Genomic DNA, 23315 nt, shown 5'->3' with positions numbered 1-23315 from the left:
GGCCCTTTTGACGTTAGCCAGCTAAATACTACCTTTAGGGAGTAAACACGGCTGGTCATATTGCATTCTCGCGTACAGGAGCAAGAGATGATTACACTGCACACCAATTACGGTGATATAGAGCTTGAACTAGATTTTGACAAGGCACCCAAATCGGCAGCCAACTTCAAGCAATATGCAGAAGACGGTTTTTACAACGGGACTATATTTCACCGTATTATTAACAACTTCATGATTCAAGGCGGCGGTTTTACTGAGGATATGCAGCAAAAAACTACCCGCGCAACCATCGAGAACGAGGCGGATAACGGCCTTAAGAATAACAAGGGCACCATTGCCATGGCGCGCACTATGGACCCCCATAGCGCTACAGCGCAGTTTTTTATCAACGTAGCTGATAATGACTTCTTAAACCATAGCGGCAAAAACTCGCAAGGCTGGGGCTATGCTGTGTTTGGTAAAGTCACCAAGGGTATGGATATTGTCGAAAAACTTAAAACAGTCAAAACCGGTAGTGCAGGCGGGCATCAAGATGTGCCTGTAGAAGCCGTTGTTATTGAGCGAGTTACAGTCGCATAAACATGGCTACTTACTTTATATCTGACTTACACTTAAGCCCAGAGCGCCCAGAAATTACCGCCGCTTTTGAACATTTTTCAAACAACGAAGCGCAAGATGCTAAAAAACTCTACATCTTAGGTGATTTTTTTGACGCTTGGGTTGGTGATGACGACAACGACGCGTTTGCCCGTCAACTAAAAACCCTCCTTAGCAGCATTAGCCAGCGTGGCGTTGAGGTGTTTTTTATTCGTGGCAATCGCGATTTTATGATCGGTGAAGCTTTAGCTAACGCCTGTCGCTTTACCTTACTTGAAGATGAAACTGTCATCGAGCTATACGGTAAGCGTGTACTGGTTATGCATGGCGATACTTTATGCACTGCCGACGTGGAATATCAACAGTTCCGCAAAATGGTACGCAACCCTGTGTGGCAACAACAGGTCTTGGCACTACCTCTGAATCAGCGTCGTGCCATGGCAGCCGATTTGCGCAGTAAAAGTCAATCGATGAACGCCATGAAAGCCGAAGATATTATGGATGTCACCTTATCTGAGGTTGCTACCATTATGGATGAGTATCGCGTAAAAACGCTCATCCACGGGCATACCCATCGCCCTGCGCATCATCAATTTGAAGAAAAAGGCAAACCGCATAGTCGCTGGGTACTGGGGGATTGGCACAACAATACTCACTACTTACGTGCCGATGAAAATGGCTTTGAGCTCAAAGAGTTGACATTAACACGCTAAATCAACTGTGATGACGCCATAGTCGAGCCCGCATAAAAACCTACAAAAAAGGCACTCAATACGTATTGCGTGCCTTTTTCGCCTTGTTCATCACTCGCAACCTTCCCTTATTAGCATCCATAATATTTAATCAACAACCGTCACCGTATGTATCTTCATCCCGTCGTTATGTTTTGGATTATTGGCAAGCGGCACAGTGCGATCAATACTCAGATTAATGAAATCAAAAATATTTTGATCGGCCAATTGCGAAGGCGAGACTTTTTGCAACGCGGTAAAAATAGTATCCACGCGCCCTGGGTGCTCCTTATCCCAACCTTGCAGCATCGCCTTAATATTTTGGCGTTGTAAGTTTTCTTGGGAGCCACATAAATTGCATGGAATAATAGGGTAGCCTTTTTGCTTAGCGTAGCGCTCGATATCAGATTCGCGACAATAGGCTAATGGCCTGATAATCATATTGCGGCCATCATCTGCACGTAGCTTAGGCGGCATGGCTTTTAAGCGCCCCCCATGAAATAAATTTAAGAATAGCGTTTCGACAATATCATCTTTGTGGTGCCCTAAAGCAATTTTGGTAGCCCCTATATGCTCAGCAAAACCATACAGAGTTCCGCGCCTTAAGCGCGAACACAAACCACACGTGGTTTTACCCTCAGGGATGACCGATTTTACAATACTGTAAGTGTCTTTTTCGACAACATGGTACTCAATACCCAGCCTATCGAGATATTCCGGCAATATATGGGCTGGAAACCCCGGCTGTTTCTGATCCATATTGACGGCGATTACGTCAAAGTTCACAGGCGCAATCTTTTTAAGGAGCAGCAAAATATCCAGCATCGCAAAAGAGTCTTTACCACCGGAAAGGCACGCCATCACGCGATCCCCTTCTTCGATCATATTAAAATCGGTAATTGCAGTGCCTACCAAACGCCGCAGTTTTTTTTGCAGTTTTTTCATCTCCAGCGGCGACTCCTCGGGTAAATTGATAGGACCGCTTTGCCCATTCTCACGAGGGCGTACTTGGGTCACACTATCATCGACTGGGGTAATGGGGGGCTCGGCCATAGCCGCAGTTTTCGCGGCATCGTGAGGGGGGGCAACAAATGACAAAACAACTCACTCCAAAAAAAACGCTATTGTACGGTGATTAGTCCTAACTGCAATAACCCTAGAAGTCACATAGCCCATCGTCGCTCAAATAGTGTATAGGCATGAATGTTGCCAATAGCTTTAATACACGACAAAACGGCAAAAAACAGTCGCAATGATATCATTTGAGGTGACCCATGGGTTTAGCATCTTTATTACAATGGCTTCCAAGTAGCAGCATTAGCGAAGACCCTATTACGGCATCGCTAAGTACGCAAAAATGGCAGGTCCTCAATGAGGCTAGACGCCGCCGCACCCCACTGATTTTGTACACCACAGCCGAGCATGATGGCCAAGGTTATCAAAGTCTTTTATTAAAAACCCATGCCAAAAACAATACCTGCAGTATTGATATGCCTCACCCAGCACTACCCAGTGACCACTTAGTATTACCTAAACGCGTTTATGCGGTAATTAAGGCTCCGGGAAGCTACCGACACTGGGAAATTGAAGGTGAGTTAATTGAGCGAGCGCAAGCCAATGATGGACCTTATTTTAAGTTACACATTAATCACATGCAATTTTGCAATGACCGCCGTCGCCAAAAACGCTTTCACTTTAAAGAAAACACAGCAGAGATTTGCTGTACACCCGCGATGGAGCCTCCTATTTACGGAGATCTCGATAATATCAGCTTAGGCGGTATATGCTTTAATGCACGTGGAAACTTGCAACAAAGCGATGCCTTTTATATGGCTTACCAAGGCCGTAAGTCATCTATTCCGGTTGCCATTCAACTCAATAGCGATGATAAGCTGTGCGTTGAACTTGAAGTACTCGCGATGCAAGTCATTAAAAAACCGTATTTGCATACTCGAGTACGTGCTAAATTCAAACAGCTTACCTCCAGTCAAGAGCATATTCTCGCCGCACTCACACAAAAATCAATCGAGACGGCGTAAAACATCCAGAATAAAATAACGAATCATGCATACCTCAGTCAGCCAATAACGCTATTAGGATACACCCTATAAAAGCTGCACACCTGTTATTGCACCTAAGAGTCAGTGGCTGTTAGGCTTAACGCCCTTTTCTTAAGATGATGACACCTAGCATGGATAACACCGCGTTACTCGCAGCCGATCGCAACACGCTATGGCACCCTTATAGCAATACCTCTAAAGATAACCCACTGTACGCAGTGAAATCAGCTAGCGGCTGTACATTAACACTGGCCGACGACCGCCGATTAATTGATGGTATGGCCTCTTGGTGGAGCACCATTCATGGTTACAATCACCCCACTTTAAATCAGGCGATAACCACACAGCTTGAATCAATGGCGCATGTGATGTTTGGCGGCTTAACGCATGAACCAGCGATTCAACTGGCTCAAAACCTTATCCGCTTAACACCAGAAGGGCTAAACCGTGTCTTTTTAGCCGACTCGGGGTCAGTGAGTGTTGAGGTTGCCTTAAAAATGGCGCGGCAATATTGGCTCGCCAAAAAACAGCCCAAAAAGCAAAAGTTTTTAGCCTTTAGTCATGCTTACCACGGCGATACGTTTGGTGCCATGAGCGTGTGCGACCCCGACAATGGCATGCATGCGCTTTTTTCAGCCCAACTGCCTCAGCAACATTTTTGCGCTGCTCCCTTACCAACATGGGGCAATACCTTTAATCCTGATATCCACTTAAGCGACATCAAAAACACACTAAAAAAACATCATCACGAGATAGCCGCTGTTATTTTAGAACCTATTGTGCAGGGTGCTGGCGGTATGCGCTTTTACAGCCCACAAACACTGCAAGGTATTAAACAGCTGTGCGTTGAATACAATGTTTTATTGATTGCCGACGAGATTGCAACGGGGTTTGGCCGTACGGGTAAATGGTTTGCCTGTGAACATGCCGATATTACCCCCGATATTTTATGCCTAGGTAAAGCCCTCACCGGCGGCTATATGACACTTGCAGCAACGTTGTGTACCGATGATATTGCCCAGAGCATCAGTGACAGCGATTGTGGCGTATTAATGCATGGGCCAACATTTATGGCGAATCCTTTAGCGTGCTCGGTGGCCAACGCGAGTATTGCACTCCTCGAACAAAACCATTGGCCCCAACAGGTATCCGCTATCGAGCAACAACTGACTCAGGCCTTAGCCCCAGCTAAAGCAATAGAGGGCGTGAAGAATGTGCGCACGCTAGGTGCTATCGGAGTTATTGAATTAGAGCGGCCCGTTGATATGCAGCGTATACAGCCCTTTATTGTTGACCAAGGTGTTTGGCTGCGGCCTTTTGGTAAATTACTCTATACCATGCCACCTTATTGTATCAATGCTCACGAATTAGCCACTATCTCACAGGCAATGCTCGAGACATGCCAATTTCATAATAGCCACTACAATAGCCGCCACAATAAAACCTAAGTCACCTAATAAAACGGGTACACAGCGGTTGCTGTGCGCCCGCCATCACTATAGGTGAGGCTTTCACAAAACGTTTTTAACAATGATAAGCCGCGCCCATGACTTTTATCGTTATCTTGACAACTCTCCTCACCTTGCCCCAGACTACTGAAGCCCTCTAGAGAAGCATAATCAAAACCATTACCACTGTCGCTAATCACTATTAAAAGTTTATTCACACTGGATTCGGCTATCATTTTAGCGCTTTGCTCACTACGAATATACGCCATTTTAACCTTAACAAAAGCATCACACTTTAAACGGCTTAGACGTTGCGCACGCAAACGATAATACTCATCAAAGCCATCAGGAGATGACTTAAGTTTAGAGCTCAACTGTAAGACACCGTGCTCTAAGGCATTTGAATAAAGTTCACTAATAATGGTGAAGATTTTATCTTGATGCAGCTCAATACCTTGAATGGTCCCTAAAAATTTTCCGATCTGCAACACAATATCGCTAGATCGTAAATCTTCGGGCGCGAGCCGCATATCCAGCTCCCATGCAAAACTCTGAGCGTTGCGATAATCGGCACCCACATCAATATAAGCGCCTGTTTTATTCTCAATGTGTTTAACGGGCGCTAACGTTAATGCTAAAACAGACACGTCATCTGCCTGCTCACAGCCCTGAGTAAATTGGCGAACCTGTGTGACTAAATCATCAATAACACATGTACTTTGCAGTACAGTTTCTTCAACGCGTGCAAGCCCTAGTTCATTCCCGTGAATATCCTTTGCCTCGTTAATACCATCGGTGTAAATATACAGTTTAGAATGAACAGGTAGTTCGTACAGCTCTAGGCTATGATCAAATTCGTCGTCCTCCATAATACCGAGAGGCATGTGCTGAGAGACAATCCTCATTAATTGATCAGCATCCGGACAACGACACAACATGTCATTCATCCCCCCCGCCCATACCTGTAAACGCTCACCCAAAGGTTCCAGATATAATAAAGCGGCACAAAAGAACATTCCATCAGGTAATAAACGCCTTAATCGCGTATTCATTAGCCGTACAATATAGCTCACGCTCTCTTGCTTGGCTGCACTATCATAAAAAATGCTCGACACAGGTAACGAACCTACCGCAGCCGATAATCCATGCCCAGTAAAGTCACCCACCAAGACATAAACACCTCCCGCAGGTGACGGAGCTGTTAACAGTAAATCACCATTGAATAAAGAAGCCGGCGAGGTATAGGATTCCACATTTTCACAAGATGTTTCACTTAAGCCTACATCGTTCGCAAAGATATGCTCAACAATGCGATGCTCCCTATCCATCAAACGCTGATGATATTCCAAATCATCTTTGGCAGCTTTTAAACTATCGTACATAGCTTGATTACGACTATGTGCTTTGAGCTTAGATAACAAAATGTTTTCATTGATAGGCTTAGGGACAAAGTCATCGCCGCCAGCATCTAGGCACTGCACAAGGACATCGGCATTATCTAAGGCCGTCACAAAGATAACTGTCACAAAAGTTTTTGACTGTGCTGCTTTTGCCTTAATGATTTTAGTCGCTTCTATGCCATCCATTACAGGCATGTTGACGTCCATCAATATCAGCTGAATATCAGGATCTCGGCTATAAACATCTATCGCCAGTTTGCCATTTTCAGCATCAATACATTCGTGCCCTTCATCTTCTAAAATAAAATTAAGTAACTCGCGGTTATAAGAATGATCATCAGCTATTAATATTTTCACGCTCTCAGCACCACCAACTATTCAATAACAAACCGTTGATCAAATCGAGAGATAGTCAGTATTTTTCTAATTTGCTCATTCACCGAGACAATTTTTATACTGGCGCTAGTGTCCTTAAAAAAACTTTTTACATTCAGTAGCATGCCCAGTGCCGAGCTATCCATATAACGCGTGTAGGTAAAGTCAATATTCACACTTTTACACTGCGCCAAATCAATACCTTCATAGCAACTTCTAAATTCTTCTACACGCTTAAAGTCGAAGACATCATCTAGAACAATAGAGTACTCACCATTTTTACCGTCTTCTACTAGCATATCAACCTCCACACGCAACAATCACTAGGGTAAGCGACTGCAAAGTCTCTCACCAACTCCGAGGTTTAGAGAGGATATTGATCGCCTGATTAATTAAGGTTAGACAGGAATAAGCATGTGCGCCAATTTAGCGCCCCAAAGAATATTACAGACAAAAAAATACCCCCTTAACCTAACTGAAGAGGGTATTAGCAGACAAAGACGAGCCCCAAAAATAACCGCATTGAACCGTCAATAGTGCATTAAGGGGCAGTATTGGTTAAATTAAAGGCTTGATACCCACCGCATGCTTTACTTCAGCTAATAACTTGCGGCTATAGGTACGAGCTTTTTCAGCACCTTGTTGTAACGCTTGTTCAATTTGCACAGGGTCTGCCATTAATGCTTCGTACTGATCTCGCGCTTCGGCGACCTGCTCATTAATTAGCGTACCCAGCTGTTTTTTCGCTTCACCCCAAGCAATGCCATCGGCAAACGCGGTGCGCATATCTTGTGTTTGTTGCTCACTGGCAAAAGCTTGCCAAATCTGGAAAACCGTTGAAGTCTCTGGGTCTTTAGGTTCGCCAGGCTCAAGCAAGTTAGTTTTAATTTTATTAATACTTTTTTGTAACTTTTTAGGAGGTAGAAACAAGGGGATAGTATTGCCATAGCTTTTACTCATCTTACGGCCATCTAAACCTTGCAACACAGCGACTTTATCGTCAACAACAACCTCGGGCAGGGTAAACACTTCCCCAAAATGATGATTGAATCGCTGTGCAATATCGCGAGCCATTTCAACATGCTGTATTTGATCTTTACCCACCGGTACTTTATGTGCGCCAAACATTAAGATATCGGCCGCCATTAATACAGGATAACCATACAAACCCATGGTTACACCAAAATCAGGGTCTTGTTTGTCTTCAAGGTTTGCAGCAACAGCCGATTTGTAAGCATGCGCGCGATTCATCAATCCTTTTGCAGCCATACAGTTAAGTACCCAGCAAAGCTCTGATATCTCAGGGACGTCCGATTGGCGATAAAACACGGTTTTATCGACATCTAAACCTAATGCTAACCAGGTTGCTGCAATTTCGCGGGTGGAATCATTAATTTTTTGGGGTTCGCTGCATTTAATCAGTGCGTGCAAATCAGCCAAAAAGAAAAAGCTATCTTGGCCGGGGCTATGGCTCGCCGCAATAGCCGGTCGAATAGCGCCTACATAATTTCCTAAATGCGGTGTACCTGTTGTCGTAATACCCGTTAAAACACGTTGATTCATAAAACTTACTCAACCAATTAATTATTTAAAAAAGCCGTTAGCAACTTAGCCAAGGCTTCTGAATCTTTACTGCCGGCCAACTCACGAATCGAATGCATCGCAAAAGTCGGCACACCGATATCCAGTGTTTCTATGCCAGTTGCAGCCGCCGTAATAGGTCCAATGGTACTGCCGCAACGCATATCTGCACGAATCATAAAGCTTTGCAACGGTACGCCCACTTGTTTAGCCAGCACCCTAACCCGCGAAGACAAATCTGATTGCGAAGCATAACTTTGGTTAACATCAAACTTTAATACTGGGCCTGCATTAAGCTGCGGTCCAAGGTTAGCATCATGTTTAGTCGCAAAATTAGGGTGGATACCATGAGCATTATCCACGCTCATCATTAATGAATTTGCTTCGGCTTGATGCCGCTCGGAGCTATCGGTGATTAGACGATCAAGCGTTGCTGTTAAAAAATTACCCGCCGCGCCCGCCGTAGAGCCACTACCGACCTCTTCATGGTCATTAAGTACAACCAGACTTGTACGATCACTATTTGCTTGTAATAAGCTATGCACCGTTAAAAAGCAGCTCAATAAATTATCTAAGCGCGCGCACGCGATAAATTCATTGTTAATCCCTAGCGTACTACCGGCTTGCACATCGTAAAAGCTCAGGTCAAAGTCCATAATCTGTGTGGCATTGACGCCTTGCGCTTGCATATACCCTTTAAGCCAAGCTGTAAAATTTTCTGGCGCGCCTTCACCCAACTGCCACACTAAAGGCGGCATTTGTTCGTGCGGATTAATCGAGCGAGACTCATTGACAGTACGATCAAGATGAATTGCCAAGCTGGGAATCACTGCAATAGGGCGGCGTATATCAATAATATGATGTTCGAGTTGTTGCTCGGCATTAATAACACTCACACGCCCAGCAAGCGATAAGTCACGGTCAAACCACGGTGCAAGCAGAGCGCCACCATACACCGCGACACCCAATTGCTGGTAGCCTTGCTTATTGATATCAGGATTAGGCTTTACTTTTAAACAAGGGCTATCGGTGTGCGCCCCTAAAATCCGTATACCTGATTCACCCATAGGCTGTGAACCCTGCACAAAAGCAATTAATGAGCTATCGCGACGCACAATGTAATATCGACCTTTAGGCTGTAATTGCCACGATTGCGCTTCTTTTAACTCAACAAAACCACCGGCATCTAGCATTTTACGTACATTGATAACAGCATGGTACGGAGTGGGTGAGCGCGATATAAAATCCAACATCTCATTATTAAAGCTTTCAGTTATTTTGGTATTCACTCAAATAGTCTCCTCGATAAATTATGTGTCACTCTTTAGTCAATGACTCGGGCAGCCTTTCATGTCATCTAACTCAAGCTTAAAAATAGCAATATACAGCCTAAAATTAAACGGTACACCACAAACGGCAACATACCTAAGCGGTTAATAAAAGCCAAAAAGTAATAGATGCAGGCATAGGCACTAAGACCTGACACAACAGTACCAATCGCTAATGATTGCCAATCTACCGAGGGAGCCTCCAGCAAGTCTAAACTCATTAACCCGGCACTTAATACAATAATAGGAATCGATAATAAAAACGAAAAGCGTGCTGAATCTTCGCGTGAAAAGCCTAATAACAAGGCTGCGGTGATGGTAATACCGCTGCGCGAGGTTCCGGGAATTAAGGCTAACGCCTGTGCACAGCCAATAATAATCGCTGCCTTCAATGTAAATTGCGCCAGCGTTTTAGCACCTTGGTTTTTAACATCGGCAAACCATAACAGTGCACCAAAAACTAGCGTTGTGAGCGCTATGACTAAAGACGAGCGTAGATACACTTCAATTAGATCTTTAAATAATAGCCCCGCTAACCCGGCAGGTATGGTCGCGGCAATAATAAACCATGCTAAGCGCGTATTGTGATCACTCACGCGACCTGCAAACTGCCCGCACCATGCCGTTAAAAGCACCGTAATATCACGCCTAAAATAGACCACCACGGCAATCAACGTGCCTAAGTGAACCGCCACATCAAAAGCCAAACCCTGATCAGGCCAACCCAATACTTGGCTGGGCAAAATTAAATGCGCCGAACTTGATATCGGCAAAAATTCTGTAATACCTTGTATCAACGCTAACAATAAAGTTTGTAATAAGTCCATACATTATCCTACCTTGCCATAATATCTCATCATTAATGACCCACTAAGCTTGAGCTTTCACGAATACGGGTGCGTTTATTCCACGCAATAGAATCTCGACAATAATATAAATCAACCGCCTGAGGCGATACATAATCACCTTTTTCCCAGGCCACTTGCGCCAAGCTCACAACATACGCTGCGCTGACCTTATCTCGTGTATCTTCTGGGGCCAAACGAATACCTAAAGCCTGCGCTGCATTTTTTGCATAATCGATACTGTGCCATGCCTGTCCCGTCGCTAAAACCTGTGAAGCGTTGACAGTAAGGTTATGTAACAAGGCATTTAACGCATCTTCAAAACCTGCTCGCGCTCCCATTAATGCCTTTTGCTCAATACGTGATTGACCATCAAGACCATAAGCTCCCCAATACACCTCATCCATACGGGCATCGACTAAAGGTAATACGAGTGCGGCTTGACTTTCTTTTAACGGCACGGTCATCGCGGCTAACGAATTGACCGAGATCACTGGCTTATCGCTGGCATAAGCCAAGCCTTGAGCGACACTTAAAGCAATGCGCAAACCCGTAAATGAACCCGGTCCCGTCGCGCATGCAATAGCATCAACATCGCTTAAAGTATATTGATGCTCAGCCAGTAATTGTTCGGTAAAGGGTAGCAAATGCGTTGCATGCGCACGCGGCTGGTGACTGACTAAAGTCTGTGTCTTATGATTCACACTCAATGAGACTGAGCATTGTTCACCACTGGCCTCAAAAGCAAGGATTGTAGACATTAAGCCTCCTAAATAGTCATAGTTAAAACTGTGCTTAGCACAACAACACTTTATGGGTTGCTTACTGATAAAAAGGCCGCATTGTACCTGCTAAAAATGACAGGCACAAAAAAGCCCGCCGTATGGCGGGCCTTAAATAACACCAATCAGAATTACTCTGCGCTTGAGGCTTCTACAGTTGTAGTCGCTTCTACCGGTGCACTCACAGGTGCGACAGCAGCTTTAGGTGGACGACCGCGACGTTTAGTGACTGAACCCGTAGCAGCAGGTTTAACTGTTGCAGCTTTAGCAGGACGACCACGACGCTTAGCGGGTGTTGCAGAGGCAACTTTAGTCGCAGGTTTAGGGCCGCGTTTTGCACCGGCTTTAGGGCCAGGCTTTGCTGCCGTTTTTGCAACCGGCTTAGCTTTTGATGCAGGCTTAACCTTGGCGCCAGCAGCTTTAGTCGCAGCAGCAATTTTTGCTTTTGCTTTTGCGCTAGCCATTTTAACTTTTTTCGCATTAGCCGCTGCACGTACAGCGTTCCACTTTTTCGTAAAGGCGGCAACAGCTTTGGCTAAATCTGCGTCAGCGGCAGCGGCAAGCTTTGCCTCTAACGCTTCTACGCGAGCATCTTCTGCAGCTTTCACTTCGTCAAGCTTTGCCATGCGCTTAGCAACTGTTAACTCTTGTTTCGCTGCTGCTAAGGTTACACGTAACTCTTTTGCGGTCTCAGCGAGTGGAGCAACTTTTGCTTTTGCATTAGCGGCTGTGCGTTTTGCCGCTGCGGTTTTGGTTTTTGCTGCTTTTTCTGCAGCCGCAACCGCTTTAACACGTAAGTCAGCAAGTTTTGCTGCTGTCTTTTCAATAGAAGCTTCAATTTTAACGATTGTTGCTTCTGCTTTTGCTACAACAGGATTGACTGTTGCTGCTGCCGCTTTTGCTGGGCGGCCAGCTTTTTTTCCAGCCATTTTTTTAGGGGCTGTTTTAGTCGCTGCTGCTTTAGCAGGGCGACCACGTTTTTTTGCTACATTCGCCATTATTATTTCTCCTCTCTCGAAATAGGGTGTACCTCTTCGAAACCATAGCAGAAAATTTCAAACACAAGGCACACTGCGCGAATATTATTTTAAAAAATGAATATTTGCACGTCCTTTTTACTATTTAAGGGATTAATTATCATTTTTTTAGTCTTTATGAAGTTATTCGGCCATATTTATAGCCATTAAAAGATAAAACAATAATTGATTACCCCTCTATTTAATATTTCACAAACCCTATCAAAAATCACAAACATAAAAAAAGCAGGCCTTCGCCTGCTTTTAAAAACCCATAAACGGCACCTAAATTACTTTAGCGCGGCAATTACATTGGCTTTAATTTCATTTAATTCACCAACACCCTCAATTTTTGTGTACGCCAATTTATCGCTTTTAAGGGCTTGATAAAACGCGATGAGGGGTTCCGTTTGATCATGATAAACCCCTAAGCGTTTGCGTACGGTTTCTTCGGTATCATCTTTGCGCTGCACAAGCGTCTCACCGGTTTCATCATCGACACCCTCTGTTTTAGGCGGATTATATTGGATATGATAAATCCGACCCGATGCCTCATGCACGCGACGCCCACTCAAGCGAGAAACAATTTCTTCATCGTCCACATGGATTTCTAAGACATGGTCAATCTCAACCCCTGCCGATTGCAACGCCTCAGCTTGAGGAATGGTGCGCGGAAAGCCGTCAAGCATAAAACCGTTTTTACAATCATCTTGGCAAATACGCTCCTTAACAAGATTAATAATCAAGTCGTCAGAAACTAAACCGCCGCTATCCATTACACCTTTAACCTCAAGCCCTAATGGAGTGCCAGCTTTAATCGCTGCGCGCAACATGTCGCCCGTTGAGATTTGAGGAATCGAAAACTCCTCCATAATAAACTTCGCCTGCGTACCTTTGCCTGCACCAGGTGCGCCCAATAAAATGATCCGCATGAGTATCTCCTCAAGTAAAACCCGCAATGGGTAAATATTCCCCTTAATTCGTGTGACGCTAACTAAGGGCTGTTAATGGCGCGTAAGATACACTCCGAGCAAAGGATTCTCAAGCAACGCGCCACTTAGGCCGCTGAAAGGGGCCAATTAATGTCACCCTAGAGATTACTTGCTTTCACCTGCCGCCATAAATCATCTAACACTTTGGCTGAGGCTTGCAGCAAGTCAATATCTTTTTGTTTCGCCAACGCATGCACACCTTCAACCCTGACACTGAATTTTTTATTTGCTGCGCGTAATGCGCCTTCGGGCTGCACCTTTAAATGCCTTGCCAAATTCACCACACTAAACAGCACATCACCTAGCTCTTGTTCAATAGCGCACGCATCTTGTGCTGCTACCGCCTCTTTAAGCTCGGTGATTTCCTCATCCACTTTATCAAAGACCGCCCAAGCTGACGGCCAATCTAAATTCACGGCCGTCGCGCGCTTTTGCAGTTTCACCGCGCGAGTAATGGCAGGTAAACCGACGGGAATATCATCGAGTAAGGACGGCTTTTTTTTCTGCTGGCGCTCTTGCGCTTTAATTGCCTCCCATTGAGCTTTAATATCATCCTCAGTTAATGCTGTAGTGCGCTTCGCGTTTAAATTGCCTTGGGGAAATACATGCGGGTGACGCCGGATTAACTTGGCCGTGAGTGCGTGAATAATATCCTCTAAACCAAAGCTACCTTCCTCTTCTGCTAATTGGTTATAGAAAATTATTTGAAATAACAAATCACCCAACTCTTCTTTGACATCTTCTTTGCTGCCGTACTCGATGGCATCAACTACCTCATAGGCCTCTTCTATCGTAGAGGCCGTGATCGAGCGAAAATCCTGCTGAATATCCCACGGACAACCTGTTTCTTTATCGCGCAAGCGCTGCATCAAATAGCGTAAATCCTCTAATGAATATGTCGAGTTCATAAAATAGCTCCTATTGGCATCAATAAAAAAGCCCACAATGCTGCGGGCCTTCAAAGACTTTCATACCATCCGTCTGCGCTGTGAGTCGATCTCATTGCATCTTTTAAGATTGCTGGCGGCGCACCGACGTGACATTGGGCATATGGCTTAATCTTGCCAACAATCGACTCAACAAGGTAAAACTTGCCACATCAATCTTAAGCCGCATTTCTACGGTATTACGCTGCTTATCCGAGAACGTACGCATTTCACTGACGTTTATACGCTCACGATCCAAAAGTGATGTGATATCACGCAGTAAACCATGCCGATCAAATGCTTCAACTAAAATTTCGACTGCATACATTTGCTCGGGTTTTTCAGCCCAATCAACTTCAATAATCCGCTGAGGCTCTTCTTGGCTATGCTGAAAAATATTACTGCAATCTTGTCGATGAATCGAAACGCCACGCCCTTGCGTAATGTAACCTGATATACGGTCGCCAGGAATAGGCTTGCAACACTGTGCAATATAAGACAGCAAGTTACCGACGCCATTAATATAAACATCTCCTCCATCAAAAGTATCTTCGCGTGTTGCCTTGCCGACCATAGGTGTGGCTAATTGCGAGTGATTTTCAGGAGCAAAAAGCCTTTGGGCTGCTTGAAGGACTCGATCAACCGTCAAATCACCCGTACCCACGGCTGCATATAAATCATCGAGTGTTTGTAAGTTGAGTTTACGCGCCAGCTTTTCGTAATCGATATTATCAACCGCTAGACGTAAAAATTCACGATCTAACGATGCGCGCCCATGATCAATATTTTGCTCGCGATCTTGCTCGCGAAACCAAGCCTGCAAGCGACTGCGCGCACGCGATGTTGTAATGTAACCCGACGAACTATTGAGCCAATCACGGCTCGGGGCTTCGCGATTACCTGTGAGTATTTCAACCTGGTCAGCATTCCTTAATGCCCGATTCAGCGGAACTATACGGCCATTAATTTTTGCTCCCTTACAATGAATACCCACATCAGAGTGAATACGAAAAGCAAAATCAAGTGGCGTTGCATTTTCAGGAAGATCGATCACATGCCCCTCAGGGGTAAACACATAAATACGATCCTGCTCAATCCCCATTGGCAAACTGTCATCAAGGCCAACACCCCCGACTTCATCGTGCCAATCAAGCACTTCACGCAACCAAGCAATTTTTTGCTCGTAGCCAGCTGTGCCGTCATCTTTATCCGAATTTTTATAGCGCCAGTGTGCGCATACACCAAATTCTGCTTCTTCGTGCATTTTTTCGGTACGAATTTGCACCTCTAAAACCTGATTTGCAGGGCCTTTAACAGCGGTATGCAAAGAGCGATAGCCATTTTCTTTGGGGTTAGCGATATAATCATCAAACTCACTAGGAATATTATGCCAGAGCGAGTGCACAATACCTAAAGCGCGATAGCAGTCCTGCTCGGTATCCACCAGTATGCGAACCGCTCGAATATCGTACACCTCAGAAAACCCAATGTCTTTGCGGCGCATTTTTCGCCAAATACTGTAAATATGTTTTGCGCGCCCATCCATATCGGCAATACGAATACCTTCGGACTCTAAAGCACGCTGCAAAATCACCAACACGCTATCGATATAGGTTTGGCGATCTAAACGGCGTTCATCGAGTAGTTTGGCAATATATTTATAATCATAAGGCTGTAGATAACGAAAAGAGACGTCCTCGAGCTCCCATTTAATATGCCCAATACCTAAACGATGAGACAAAGGCGCATAAATATCCGCAACTTCCCGGGCAACACGCTGCCGCTTTTCAATGGGTGCAGTTTTCACCGCTCGAATAGCACTGGTACGCTCGGCCAACTTAATTAAAGCAACACGTACATCATCGACCATGGCGACTAACATTTTGCGAACATTGTCGGCATGCTCTGTCGAATTTTTGCCAAATACCTTATCGCCACTTTTATTTGATAAGCTGCTAATGGCCGCCATTTTCCTCACGCCATCAATTAAACGGCTGACAACAGGACCAAACGGCTGTGCTATTGCATCAAGACTGATTTTATTTTCGCGAATACTTCGGTATAAAATAGCAGCAGCGAGTGTTTCATGATCAAGCTGCATTTCAGCTAAAATCTCTGCCATTTCTAAACCGGCACTAAAAGCACTGTACCCTTCGCCCCAACCTGTCAGCTTATCACCGGGTTGGTTTTCTAACTTTTGCGCTAGCAAACAAGCATTGGCCACTACTTCGCGATAACTAACATCTAGCTCAGCCAAGGCAACGATTCGGTCAACCCAAGCCTCAACATTTAATGAACCGTCTTCTAGTGCGGGTCTATCCTCTCTCACTTGAACCATTGAAAACTCAAACCTAATCAACACAGAATAAAGAACTGCCCAAAAACCGAGCAGCGACCAATAGCATTGCGACGCTACTGCCGAATGCGCTTACAATCACAACCAACGAGATAACACAACAGTAATCAAGCAATGCTTGCCTATGATCAACGATGCCCTCACCAACGAAACCCCAAAAGGGCACATATTAGTCGCAAATACACTCAGAGCTAGTGTTCCCTCATACAATGGGATTCAGCAATGCTTAACAGATTTATTATATCCCACTACCGAATTGAATTCTGACAGCGGCTCAATACTAATGATCCTCTAGGCTTTGAGAGCCTCCCTATATTCTCGTCATAAAAAGCTAGTCACGCAACTCACCTAGTACTAGAGAGGAGCCAGCACTAGAGATGCCCACACTTGTATCAGCCGCTTTATTTTTGCTCGCTCGACGAAGGGGCATTAAATAAGCCCGAAGATAAATACCGATCGCCACGATCACAGACAATCGCAACAATCACCGCATTATTGACTGTACGGCTTAAATCAATAGCCGCGGCCACTGAACCACCCGAGGAAATACCACAAAATATTCCCTCACGCCGAGCTAAATCTAACGTCGTACGCTCTGCTTGTTGCTGCCCCATTGAGACGACGCGATCAATATTTTTATCCTCAAAAATAGACGGTAAATATGCTTTTGGCCACTTCCGAATACCAGGAATAGCTGCACCGTCCTCAGGCTGCAAGCCAATGATTTGTATTTGAGGGTTTTGTTCCTTCAAGTAACGAGAGGTTCCCACAATCGTACCGGTTGTGCCCATCGAGCTGACAAAATGAGTCACGGTACCGTGAGTTTGCCGCCAAATTTCAGGCCCAGTTCCTGTGTAATGTGCCATAGGATTGTCATTATTTGCAAACTGATTAAGCACCTTGCCTTCGCCACGAGCCTGCATGGCCAAAGCCAGATCACGCGCGCCTTCCATACCCTGCTCTTTACTCACTAAAATAAGCTCAGCGCCGTATGCTGCCATCGATGCCTTGCGCTCTTCGGTGCTATTAGCTGGCATAATGAGGATGATTTTATAGCCTTTAATCGCAGCAACCATCGCTAACGCTATGCCGGTATTACCACTGGTCGCCTCAATTAAAGTATCGCCAGGGCAAATATCACCACGAGCCTGTGCACGTGAAATCATCGAGTAAGCCGCACGATCTTTTACAGAGCCAGCTGGATTGTTTCCCTCTAACTTCACCAAGAGCGTATTGCTGGCATTAGGGTTGAGCCGTTGCAAGCGCACCAGTGGCGTTTGGCCAATATATTGATCTATGGTGGCAAACTCTATGGGGGACTTACGCTTGTCAATACCATCGTCTGTTTGCGCTTTTTTTGTTATTTCATTCATAAAAATTACCACACGGCTAATGGATGACTCGGACAAAGCCACTCAATAAAAGGAATCATAAAAAGAAAGCTGCCTCTGTGTACAGTGCATCAACCCTATGCAGAGTATTAATGGCGCCTTTTCTATTTAAACCGCGCATTCTACAATGCACGAAACGTTTAAGAAAGGAACACTCACTCGCAAGTACAGCAGCGTCACCTCAAAAACCATAATGCGATAGAATAGCGCCCTAATGACAGCCAACATTTCATTATTACAATACTAACCCTCATTGAGCATTATGCCTTTTTAAGGAGCATGGAGTGACCTTGACCCAAATAGCCAAATGGGATTCCCCTAAAAAGAAAATTTTACGACTCTTCATTAGTCCTATATTAGTCACTTGTGCGTTATGTATTAGTGTCTCGGCCTTTTTGCATAATTCGTACGCACAACATTTAACCTATGCTAACAATCAATTTTTACTCAGTTATTTCGAACAACTGCAACTAGAACCTGGACCCAATACCACTGTATTTAAACTCAACACCCGCTCACAAGAAAATTTCCAATCATATGCCAACATTATTTTGCATATGGGCTTATTCGATAGCCTGAGCTTACTGGATGAACAAAAAAATCTCATCAGTCATGCCGGCTTACCTCATGATATGCAAAACTTCGCATGGATAACTCAGCACAATCAGAAAAAAACCCACAATAAACATACTTACTCAGCCATCAAGATTGATGTCGTCAATCAACAAAGCTATTGGTTAGTGACAAGTACTAATAACACCCCTAAAGCACTACTTTTGACACAAATGCTTTTTTGGGGACTATTAATTGCTTTGCTGATGGGGCTTTTTATTACGTATTTGGCATTACGCAGCTACCATCAACTAATCGACCCACTCAATACACTAGCTGCCGAACTCAAAAGCGCGACTGACGGTAACTTCCTCCAAGAACTTACGCCGCCCACATCCTCGTTATATGCAGATTTGATTCACCACTCACAACAACTACTTGAAATTAATAAAGGCTTAAAAGAGGGTATCCAAAGCTATACCGATCAAGCTACTAGAGAGCTCCGTGAATCACTAGAAACCGTTGAAATACAAAATATTGAACTAGATTTAGCCCGCAAAAATGCACTTAAAATCTCTGAAAACAAATCTGAATTACTCGCCAATACCAGCCACGAAATTCGTACCCCGCTGAACGGAATTTTAGGGTTTACCCACCTCTTACTCAAAACATCACTTAACGATCAGCAAAAAGATTATCTTGCAACTATTGAACAATCTGCTCAAGGATTGCTCACCGTCATCAACGATATTGTCGATTACTCACGCTTAGAGTCAGACTCTATGTCTTTTGAATATAAACCTGTCAATATTCGCAATCTGATTAGCGAAGTGTTGCAAATTTATGCCCCTAGCGCTAACGAAAGTCATTTAAAACTCATACAGCTTATCGATCCCAAATTACCAACCACACTACTTGGTGACCCGTTGCGCTTAAAGCAGGTCATCAATAATCTTATCCAGTGTGTGATTGCTTTAGCACCCAATGGCAACCTTATTATAGAAAGCCGAGTCAAACAAAAAAATGATAGTAAATGGGTGCTGCGTTTTATTATCAAAAACCCCACTACGCCTATTTCACCGCAAAATAAACAACAGTTGCAAACCGCCCTCAAACAAAACAGTCATTTATCAATTGGCGATGCGCCGGGTATTGGATTGACCATTGCTAGGGCCTTAACAGAGCGCATGCAAGGTGCTATTGAAATAGAAGAAGGTGAAGAAATTTTGAGCTTTGTATTTACCGTAGAGCTCGGCGAAACAGAAAACAGCTACGATTTAGCCTTACCCTTTAATAATCGCACCATAAAAGCACTTATCTGTGACAATAACCCTTGGGGACGCCAAGAAATTACCGAACAACTCAATCAATGGGGTATTCCCAGCTTTTATTTAATGTCCAATGCTGAGCACCGCAGCCAGCCACCGAAGGCCGATGTTTATACCCGCTTAATTAAGCGCAACAATATCAACTTGGCGATTATTGACTGTATTACAGACGGTCGACGATTTAATATTGATACGCTCGCGCAGCATGTGACTGCGCTACTTGAAACACCGAATTTGCACATTGCGATTATTGCACCGTCTAATATTCGCAGGCAGCTCGAAAAGCACAGCGATTGGAACTCGATCCACTTTTTAACCCGCCCCCTTCTAAACAGCGCTGTCATTCAGTTAATGCAGCAAGTATCAGGTCTGCCTAGTGAGCCCAGCTCTCAAACAGCATCACAACCACTCACCATATTAATTGCTGATGACAACCCCGCTAATCGCAAATTAGTGTGCGCGTTTTTAGCCTCACCCAATCACACACTTATAACAGCCGAAAACGGACAGCAAGCGATTCATGAATTTAAAACGCATGCACCCGATATTATTTTCATGGATGTACAAATGCCCAATGTTGATGGTCTAGAAGCCACGCGTACCATTCGCCAAATCGAAGGGAGCGAAAAACGCACCCCTATTATCGCCCTCACGGCCAACGCTATGCCCGAGCAACGCAGTCGTATTTTAGTCGCAGGTATGGACGACTACCTCACCAAACCCGTCACTGATGATGATCTCTTTAACGCATTAAAACGCTGGGGGCAGCATGTACACCACAGCGCCCCTATGAGCCCTCCACCAGGACAAGCCTCAAATGCCATCGCGCTGGAACCCTGTGATTTTGACGTGGATGACACACACTCTCGGTGCAACAAAAACACATCGTCATATGAGCATACCCTTGCTACTAAGTCTCAACAAGCTCGTACTAAATCAGTCACTGTCGCATCGATTACTCATGACACCAAAGAGGGGGGACTCAAAAAAGACGAAGCCATGACAAAAGAAGCCACGCCGGAAGAGACGATAACCGAAACCGAGCACAGACACACAGCCCACACCGCAAGTCGTCACTCCACTGCTGGCCACCCAAGTACTACCGCTGCGTATACCATGACGCCGACAATAACAACGGTGGGTGAGCATGCCGCTGCAGAGCCAGCGCCTAGCGCAAAGGTTTTTAGCCTAAAAGAAAGCCTCGATCTAACGAAAAACAATTACTCGCTCGCAAAAGATATGCTCATTATGCTGCTAGAGGAGCTGCCCACCACTCATAAAAAAATTAAGGTCGCGATGAACAGCAACGACAGTGTGGCATTGTCAGAGGTGATTCATAAGCTGCGTGGGGGTAGCGCTTATACAGGTCTCATGGAAGTTAGACGCAGCTCTGCATTGGCTGATGATGCCTTACAATCGTTCAATAGCGGTCTCACGCATGAGCAAAAAGCAACTATCACTATACTCATCGCTGCAATACAAAAGGCACTCGAATTTAAAGACAGCGTCGATTTGGATTCACTATTTGATGACACCCAGATATAAAACAACACTAAAACCATCCACATTTAGCATACACACAAACCTTAAAAAGGTGTGGATAACTCAACCTAGCCCTTACCGCATAAGGGCTAGCGAGACATGACGTTTTTTTAACCAGCGCTCCGATGATGCAACCTGACCCTACACGGCTAGGGGCCATTCAAAGCGAAGAAATAAGTATCAAATGCATACACAATGCAACCAAGTCGCATTTTTTTACTCTATTCTTTATCAAAGCTTCGCAAACATAACTATTCACTGAAAATTAGCGGCCAATCTGGCATCATACGTAATATCTATAAGGAGCCATCGCATGCTACAACCCCGCATCACTCAAGATCACTTCAAAAAACTTTTTTGGGCTATTGGCCTAAGTGCTAGCTGTGCTTTTTTGCTCAGCTGTAAATCGGGCTACAACCGCCTTTATGAAGACAGCGACCCCGATGAGAACGCTCCGGTATGCTCAGGTAACCCCAGTAACAGTCGCTTAAGTAGCTCAGGTGTTAAAGTGTATGACTTAATCTCTGATCTTAGCTGTGAAAAAATAGAAGATTACGTGCTCTCGGGTCAAAGCGTCGGCTTTGGCAATGAAGCCGATGGTAATGATGAATACCGTAACTACGAAACCCTCGTAAAGCAACTTGCTAGCGATACCGACAAAACAGTTGCTATCGTGAGTGTTGATTATGAAAAAACGGCCCTTTTCACCAGTGGCGAACTCGATGAGGCCAACGAAGTACTGATTGAACATCACGATAAGGGCGGCCTTGTTAGCATTAGCTGGACACCACAAAACCCTTGGGTTGATACACAATCCGATAAGCTCTCTCCCATTGATGACTCCGACCTAGCCGTTTTATACGGTGATGATACCGCCAACGAAGCCTATGTCGCCTTCAACGATCGCTTAACACTGGTCATCGAGAAGCTTAAAGCCCTAAAAGATAAAAATATTCCTGTACTCTTTTCTCCCTTTCCCGAAATGAATACCAAAACCTATTGGTATGGTGCCCATGACGACAATACTGAAGTCAAATTTAAAGCACTCTGGAAGCATGTTTACCAAACCGTTAATGCTGCTGAAGTTGACAATGTACTGTGGGTGTATGCGCCGCGCTCGGGCACCACGTCTCAGCGCGTATCGGCTTTATGGGGTTACCCTGCCAACCTCGATATTATTTCGGGCATTAGCTATAGCGATGAAGTCAACATCAGTGACTACGATAAATACCGCGACCAAGATAAGCCGATGGGCATGACACGCTTAGCGCCTACAACCAGTGACGGCACCTTCGATAATAGCAAATATGTAACCGAACTGACCGATCGCTACCCTTACATTGCCTACTGGATAGCCGAGCACGATACCGATAATAGCGATGATGCAGGTACTGATAATATTCGGCGCTCTATTTATCGCAACCAAGAAGCGAATAAGCTCATGAATGCTTCCGATGTCGCCTCTGCAGAGACTATTGTTGAGAAAGAGTGGCTTAAAGAATAAAATTAATCGCTTTATCATTTCATATAATCCCAGCAATACGCTGGGATTTTTACTTTTAAGCCAACAAAAAATGACAGACTATGACTAACCGCGTAAATATTGCTCAATACTTATCGTTAGATACCTCCATCAGCGATCACTTTTCATTTCAAAATTTACCCGAGCTCGGTATTGAAGAAAATGTTATTTGCTTTTGGGAGGGTGATCAAGTGAGTTTTACCGTCGCTATCGATGAACAGCCCCCCTTTAAAACCCATGATGAGCATTGGGCGGTATTAGATAGCTCATTAACCAGTGAATTTGATCACATTGAAACGATCGACAGCAACACTTACACTACGAACAAAAATGTACCTGTTAGCTATAAAGTCTATAGAGCGGGTGAACCCGATGATAGCTCGTTACTGATTTATCATCTTATTAGCCACCCTAAAGCCTCTTATTGGGTTATTGGGTCATTATTATTTTGCAGTGAACCCGAATGCGTCAATGATATTATTATTGCACTTATGGAAACGGCAAAATTGCGCTGAGTCATGCAATATCCCACACAAAAACAAC

The 23315-nt window shown here is 44.6% G+C and carries 19 protein-coding genes; 7 read left to right on the top strand and 12 right to left on the bottom strand.

The annotated features are described in order from the left end of the window. Window positions 1–87: 87 nt before the first annotated feature. Together AC438_RS05835 and AC438_RS05830 are read left to right on the top strand one after the other, a co-directional pair. Complete coding sequence (locus AC438_RS05835; protein ID WP_053980308.1) at window positions 88–579, top strand: peptidylprolyl isomerase; 492 nt, start codon at window positions 88–90, stop codon at window positions 577–579. Between the two features lie 2 nt (window positions 580–581). Continuing rightward, complete coding sequence (locus AC438_RS05830) at window positions 582–1310, top strand: UDP-2,3-diacylglucosamine diphosphatase (protein ID WP_053980307.1); 729 nt, start codon at window positions 582–584, stop codon at window positions 1308–1310. A gap of 126 nt (window positions 1311–1436) precedes the next feature. On the opposite strand, the gene ttcA is transcribed toward AC438_RS05830, so the two are convergent. Then, on the bottom strand, window positions 1437–2273 hold the full coding sequence (gene ttcA / locus AC438_RS05825; RefSeq protein ID WP_053980336.1) for a tRNA 2-thiocytidine(32) synthetase TtcA: 837 nt from the start codon (window positions 2271–2273) through the stop codon (window positions 1437–1439). Between the two features lie 329 nt (window positions 2274–2602). Between ttcA and AC438_RS05820 the strand changes: the two genes are divergently transcribed. Both AC438_RS05820 and bioA read left to right on the top strand, forming a co-directional pair. Beyond that, window positions 2603–3367, top strand: a complete 765-nt coding sequence (locus AC438_RS05820) for a PilZ domain-containing protein (protein ID WP_053980306.1) — start codon at window positions 2603–2605, stop codon at window positions 3365–3367. A 152-nt stretch (window positions 3368–3519) separates the two neighbouring features. Further along, window positions 3520–4836: an adenosylmethionine--8-amino-7-oxononanoate transaminase gene (bioA, locus tag AC438_RS05815; RefSeq protein WP_082353993.1), complete on the top strand. Its 1317-nt coding sequence runs from the start codon at window positions 3520–3522 to the stop codon at window positions 4834–4836. A gap of 5 nt (window positions 4837–4841) precedes the next feature. Here bioA and AC438_RS05810 read toward each other — a convergent pair whose 3' ends face one another. From AC438_RS05810 to cysM, 11 genes are all read right to left on the bottom strand, one after another. Further along, window positions 4842–6593 (bottom strand): SpoIIE family protein phosphatase, encoded by a 1752-nt coding sequence (locus AC438_RS05810; protein WP_053980304.1) that lies wholly within the window; start codon window positions 6591–6593, stop codon window positions 4842–4844. A gap of 17 nt (window positions 6594–6610) precedes the next feature. Next, window positions 6611–6910 carry an STAS domain-containing protein gene (locus tag AC438_RS05805; RefSeq protein WP_053980303.1) on the bottom strand — a complete coding sequence of 100 codons (300 nt, stop codon included), beginning with the start codon at window positions 6908–6910 and terminating at the stop codon, window positions 6611–6613. A 259-nt stretch (window positions 6911–7169) separates the two neighbouring features. After that, on the bottom strand, window positions 7170–8174 hold the full coding sequence (gene trpS, locus AC438_RS05800) for a tryptophan--tRNA ligase (protein WP_053980302.1): 1005 nt from the start codon (window positions 8172–8174) through the stop codon (window positions 7170–7172). A 17-nt stretch (window positions 8175–8191) separates the two neighbouring features. Then, entirely contained in the window at window positions 8192–9481 is a 1290-nt protein-coding gene (locus AC438_RS05795; RefSeq protein WP_274377606.1) for a M18 family aminopeptidase, read from the bottom strand. A gap of 68 nt (window positions 9482–9549) precedes the next feature. Further along, window positions 9550–10347: an undecaprenyl-diphosphate phosphatase gene (locus tag AC438_RS05790; RefSeq protein ID WP_053980301.1), complete on the bottom strand. Its 798-nt coding sequence runs from the start codon at window positions 10345–10347 to the stop codon at window positions 9550–9552. 32 nt (window positions 10348–10379) lie between these two features. Beyond that, window positions 10380–11126, bottom strand: coding sequence for a tRNA (adenosine(37)-N6)-threonylcarbamoyltransferase complex dimerization subunit type 1 TsaB (tsaB, locus tag AC438_RS05785; RefSeq protein WP_053980300.1), 747 nt, complete (start codon window positions 11124–11126; stop codon window positions 10380–10382). A 152-nt stretch (window positions 11127–11278) separates the two neighbouring features. Continuing rightward, a complete protein-coding gene (locus AC438_RS05780) occupies window positions 11279–12145 on the bottom strand; it encodes a hypothetical protein (RefSeq protein WP_053980299.1) in 867 nt (288 codons plus the stop codon). 308 nt (window positions 12146–12453) lie between these two features. Then, the gene (adk, locus tag AC438_RS05775; protein ID WP_053980298.1) at window positions 12454–13095 is read right to left on the bottom strand and encodes an adenylate kinase; all 642 of its coding nucleotides are present in this window, start codon (window positions 13093–13095) and stop codon (window positions 12454–12456) included. Between the two features lie 158 nt (window positions 13096–13253). After that, window positions 13254–14063, bottom strand: a complete 810-nt coding sequence (gene mazG / locus AC438_RS05770; protein ID WP_053980334.1) for a nucleoside triphosphate pyrophosphohydrolase — start codon at window positions 14061–14063, stop codon at window positions 13254–13256. A gap of 103 nt (window positions 14064–14166) precedes the next feature. After that, complete coding sequence (gene relA / locus AC438_RS05765) at window positions 14167–16419, bottom strand: GTP diphosphokinase (RefSeq protein WP_053980297.1); 2253 nt, start codon at window positions 16417–16419, stop codon at window positions 14167–14169. 419 nt (window positions 16420–16838) lie between these two features. Continuing rightward, window positions 16839–17750: a cysteine synthase CysM gene (cysM, locus tag AC438_RS05760; protein ID WP_053980333.1), complete on the bottom strand. Its 912-nt coding sequence runs from the start codon at window positions 17748–17750 to the stop codon at window positions 16839–16841. A 362-nt stretch (window positions 17751–18112) separates the two neighbouring features. Between cysM and AC438_RS05755 the strand changes: the two genes are divergently transcribed. From AC438_RS05755 to AC438_RS05745, 3 genes are all read left to right on the top strand, one after another. Beyond that, window positions 18113–21253, top strand: a complete 3141-nt coding sequence (locus AC438_RS05755) for a response regulator (protein WP_053980296.1) — start codon at window positions 18113–18115, stop codon at window positions 21251–21253. A gap of 310 nt (window positions 21254–21563) precedes the next feature. Further along, window positions 21564–22754 carry a glycosyl hydrolase gene (locus AC438_RS05750; protein WP_053980295.1) on the top strand — a complete coding sequence of 397 codons (1191 nt, stop codon included), beginning with the start codon at window positions 21564–21566 and terminating at the stop codon, window positions 22752–22754. A gap of 80 nt (window positions 22755–22834) precedes the next feature. After that, window positions 22835–23287: a hypothetical protein gene (locus AC438_RS05745; RefSeq protein WP_053980294.1), complete on the top strand. Its 453-nt coding sequence runs from the start codon at window positions 22835–22837 to the stop codon at window positions 23285–23287. The last annotated feature ends 28 nt before the right edge of the window (window positions 23288–23315 follow it).

It is taken from the genome of Marinagarivorans algicola (assembly GCF_001292705.1).
In the GTDB taxonomy this organism is placed as follows: Bacteria; Pseudomonadota; Gammaproteobacteria; order Pseudomonadales; family Cellvibrionaceae; genus Marinagarivorans; species Marinagarivorans algicola.
This window is presented reverse-complemented; position numbering and strand designations above follow the sequence as displayed.

What these genes read in the sequence shown, in the direction of transcription:
- AC438_RS05835 (WP_053980308.1), top strand. Translation starts at nt 88, where the DNA reads ATGATTACACTGCACACCAATTACGGTGATATAGAGCTTGAACTAGAT.
- AC438_RS05830 (WP_053980307.1), top strand. Translation starts at nt 582, where the DNA reads ATGGCTACTTACTTTATATCTGACTTACACTTAAGCCCAGAGCGCCCA.
- ttcA (WP_053980336.1), bottom strand. Translation starts at nt 2,273, where the DNA reads ATGAAAAAACTGCAAAAAAAACTGCGGCGTTTGGTAGGCACTGCAATT.
- AC438_RS05820 (WP_053980306.1), top strand. Translation starts at nt 2,603, where the DNA reads ATGGGTTTAGCATCTTTATTACAATGGCTTCCAAGTAGCAGCATTAGC.
- bioA (WP_082353993.1), top strand. Translation starts at nt 3,520, where the DNA reads ATGGATAACACCGCGTTACTCGCAGCCGATCGCAACACGCTATGGCAC.
- AC438_RS05805 (WP_053980303.1), bottom strand. Translation starts at nt 6,910, where the DNA reads ATGCTAGTAGAAGACGGTAAAAATGGTGAGTACTCTATTGTTCTAGAT.
- trpS (WP_053980302.1), bottom strand. Translation starts at nt 8,174, where the DNA reads ATGAATCAACGTGTTTTAACGGGTATTACGACAACAGGTACACCGCAT.
- AC438_RS05790 (WP_053980301.1), bottom strand. Translation starts at nt 10,347, where the DNA reads ATGGACTTATTACAAACTTTATTGTTAGCGTTGATACAAGGTATTACA.
- tsaB (WP_053980300.1), bottom strand. Translation starts at nt 11,126, where the DNA reads ATGTCTACAATCCTTGCTTTTGAGGCCAGTGGTGAACAATGCTCAGTC.
- AC438_RS05780 (WP_053980299.1), bottom strand. Translation starts at nt 12,145, where the DNA reads ATGGCGAATGTAGCAAAAAAACGTGGTCGCCCTGCTAAAGCAGCAGCG.
- adk (WP_053980298.1), bottom strand. Translation starts at nt 13,095, where the DNA reads ATGCGGATCATTTTATTGGGCGCACCTGGTGCAGGCAAAGGTACGCAG.
- mazG (WP_053980334.1), bottom strand. Translation starts at nt 14,063, where the DNA reads ATGAACTCGACATATTCATTAGAGGATTTACGCTATTTGATGCAGCGC.
- relA (WP_053980297.1), bottom strand. Translation starts at nt 16,419, where the DNA reads ATGGTTCAAGTGAGAGAGGATAGACCCGCACTAGAAGACGGTTCATTA.
- AC438_RS05750 (WP_053980295.1), top strand. Translation starts at nt 21,564, where the DNA reads ATGCTACAACCCCGCATCACTCAAGATCACTTCAAAAAACTTTTTTGG.
- AC438_RS05745 (WP_053980294.1), top strand. Translation starts at nt 22,835, where the DNA reads ATGACTAACCGCGTAAATATTGCTCAATACTTATCGTTAGATACCTCC.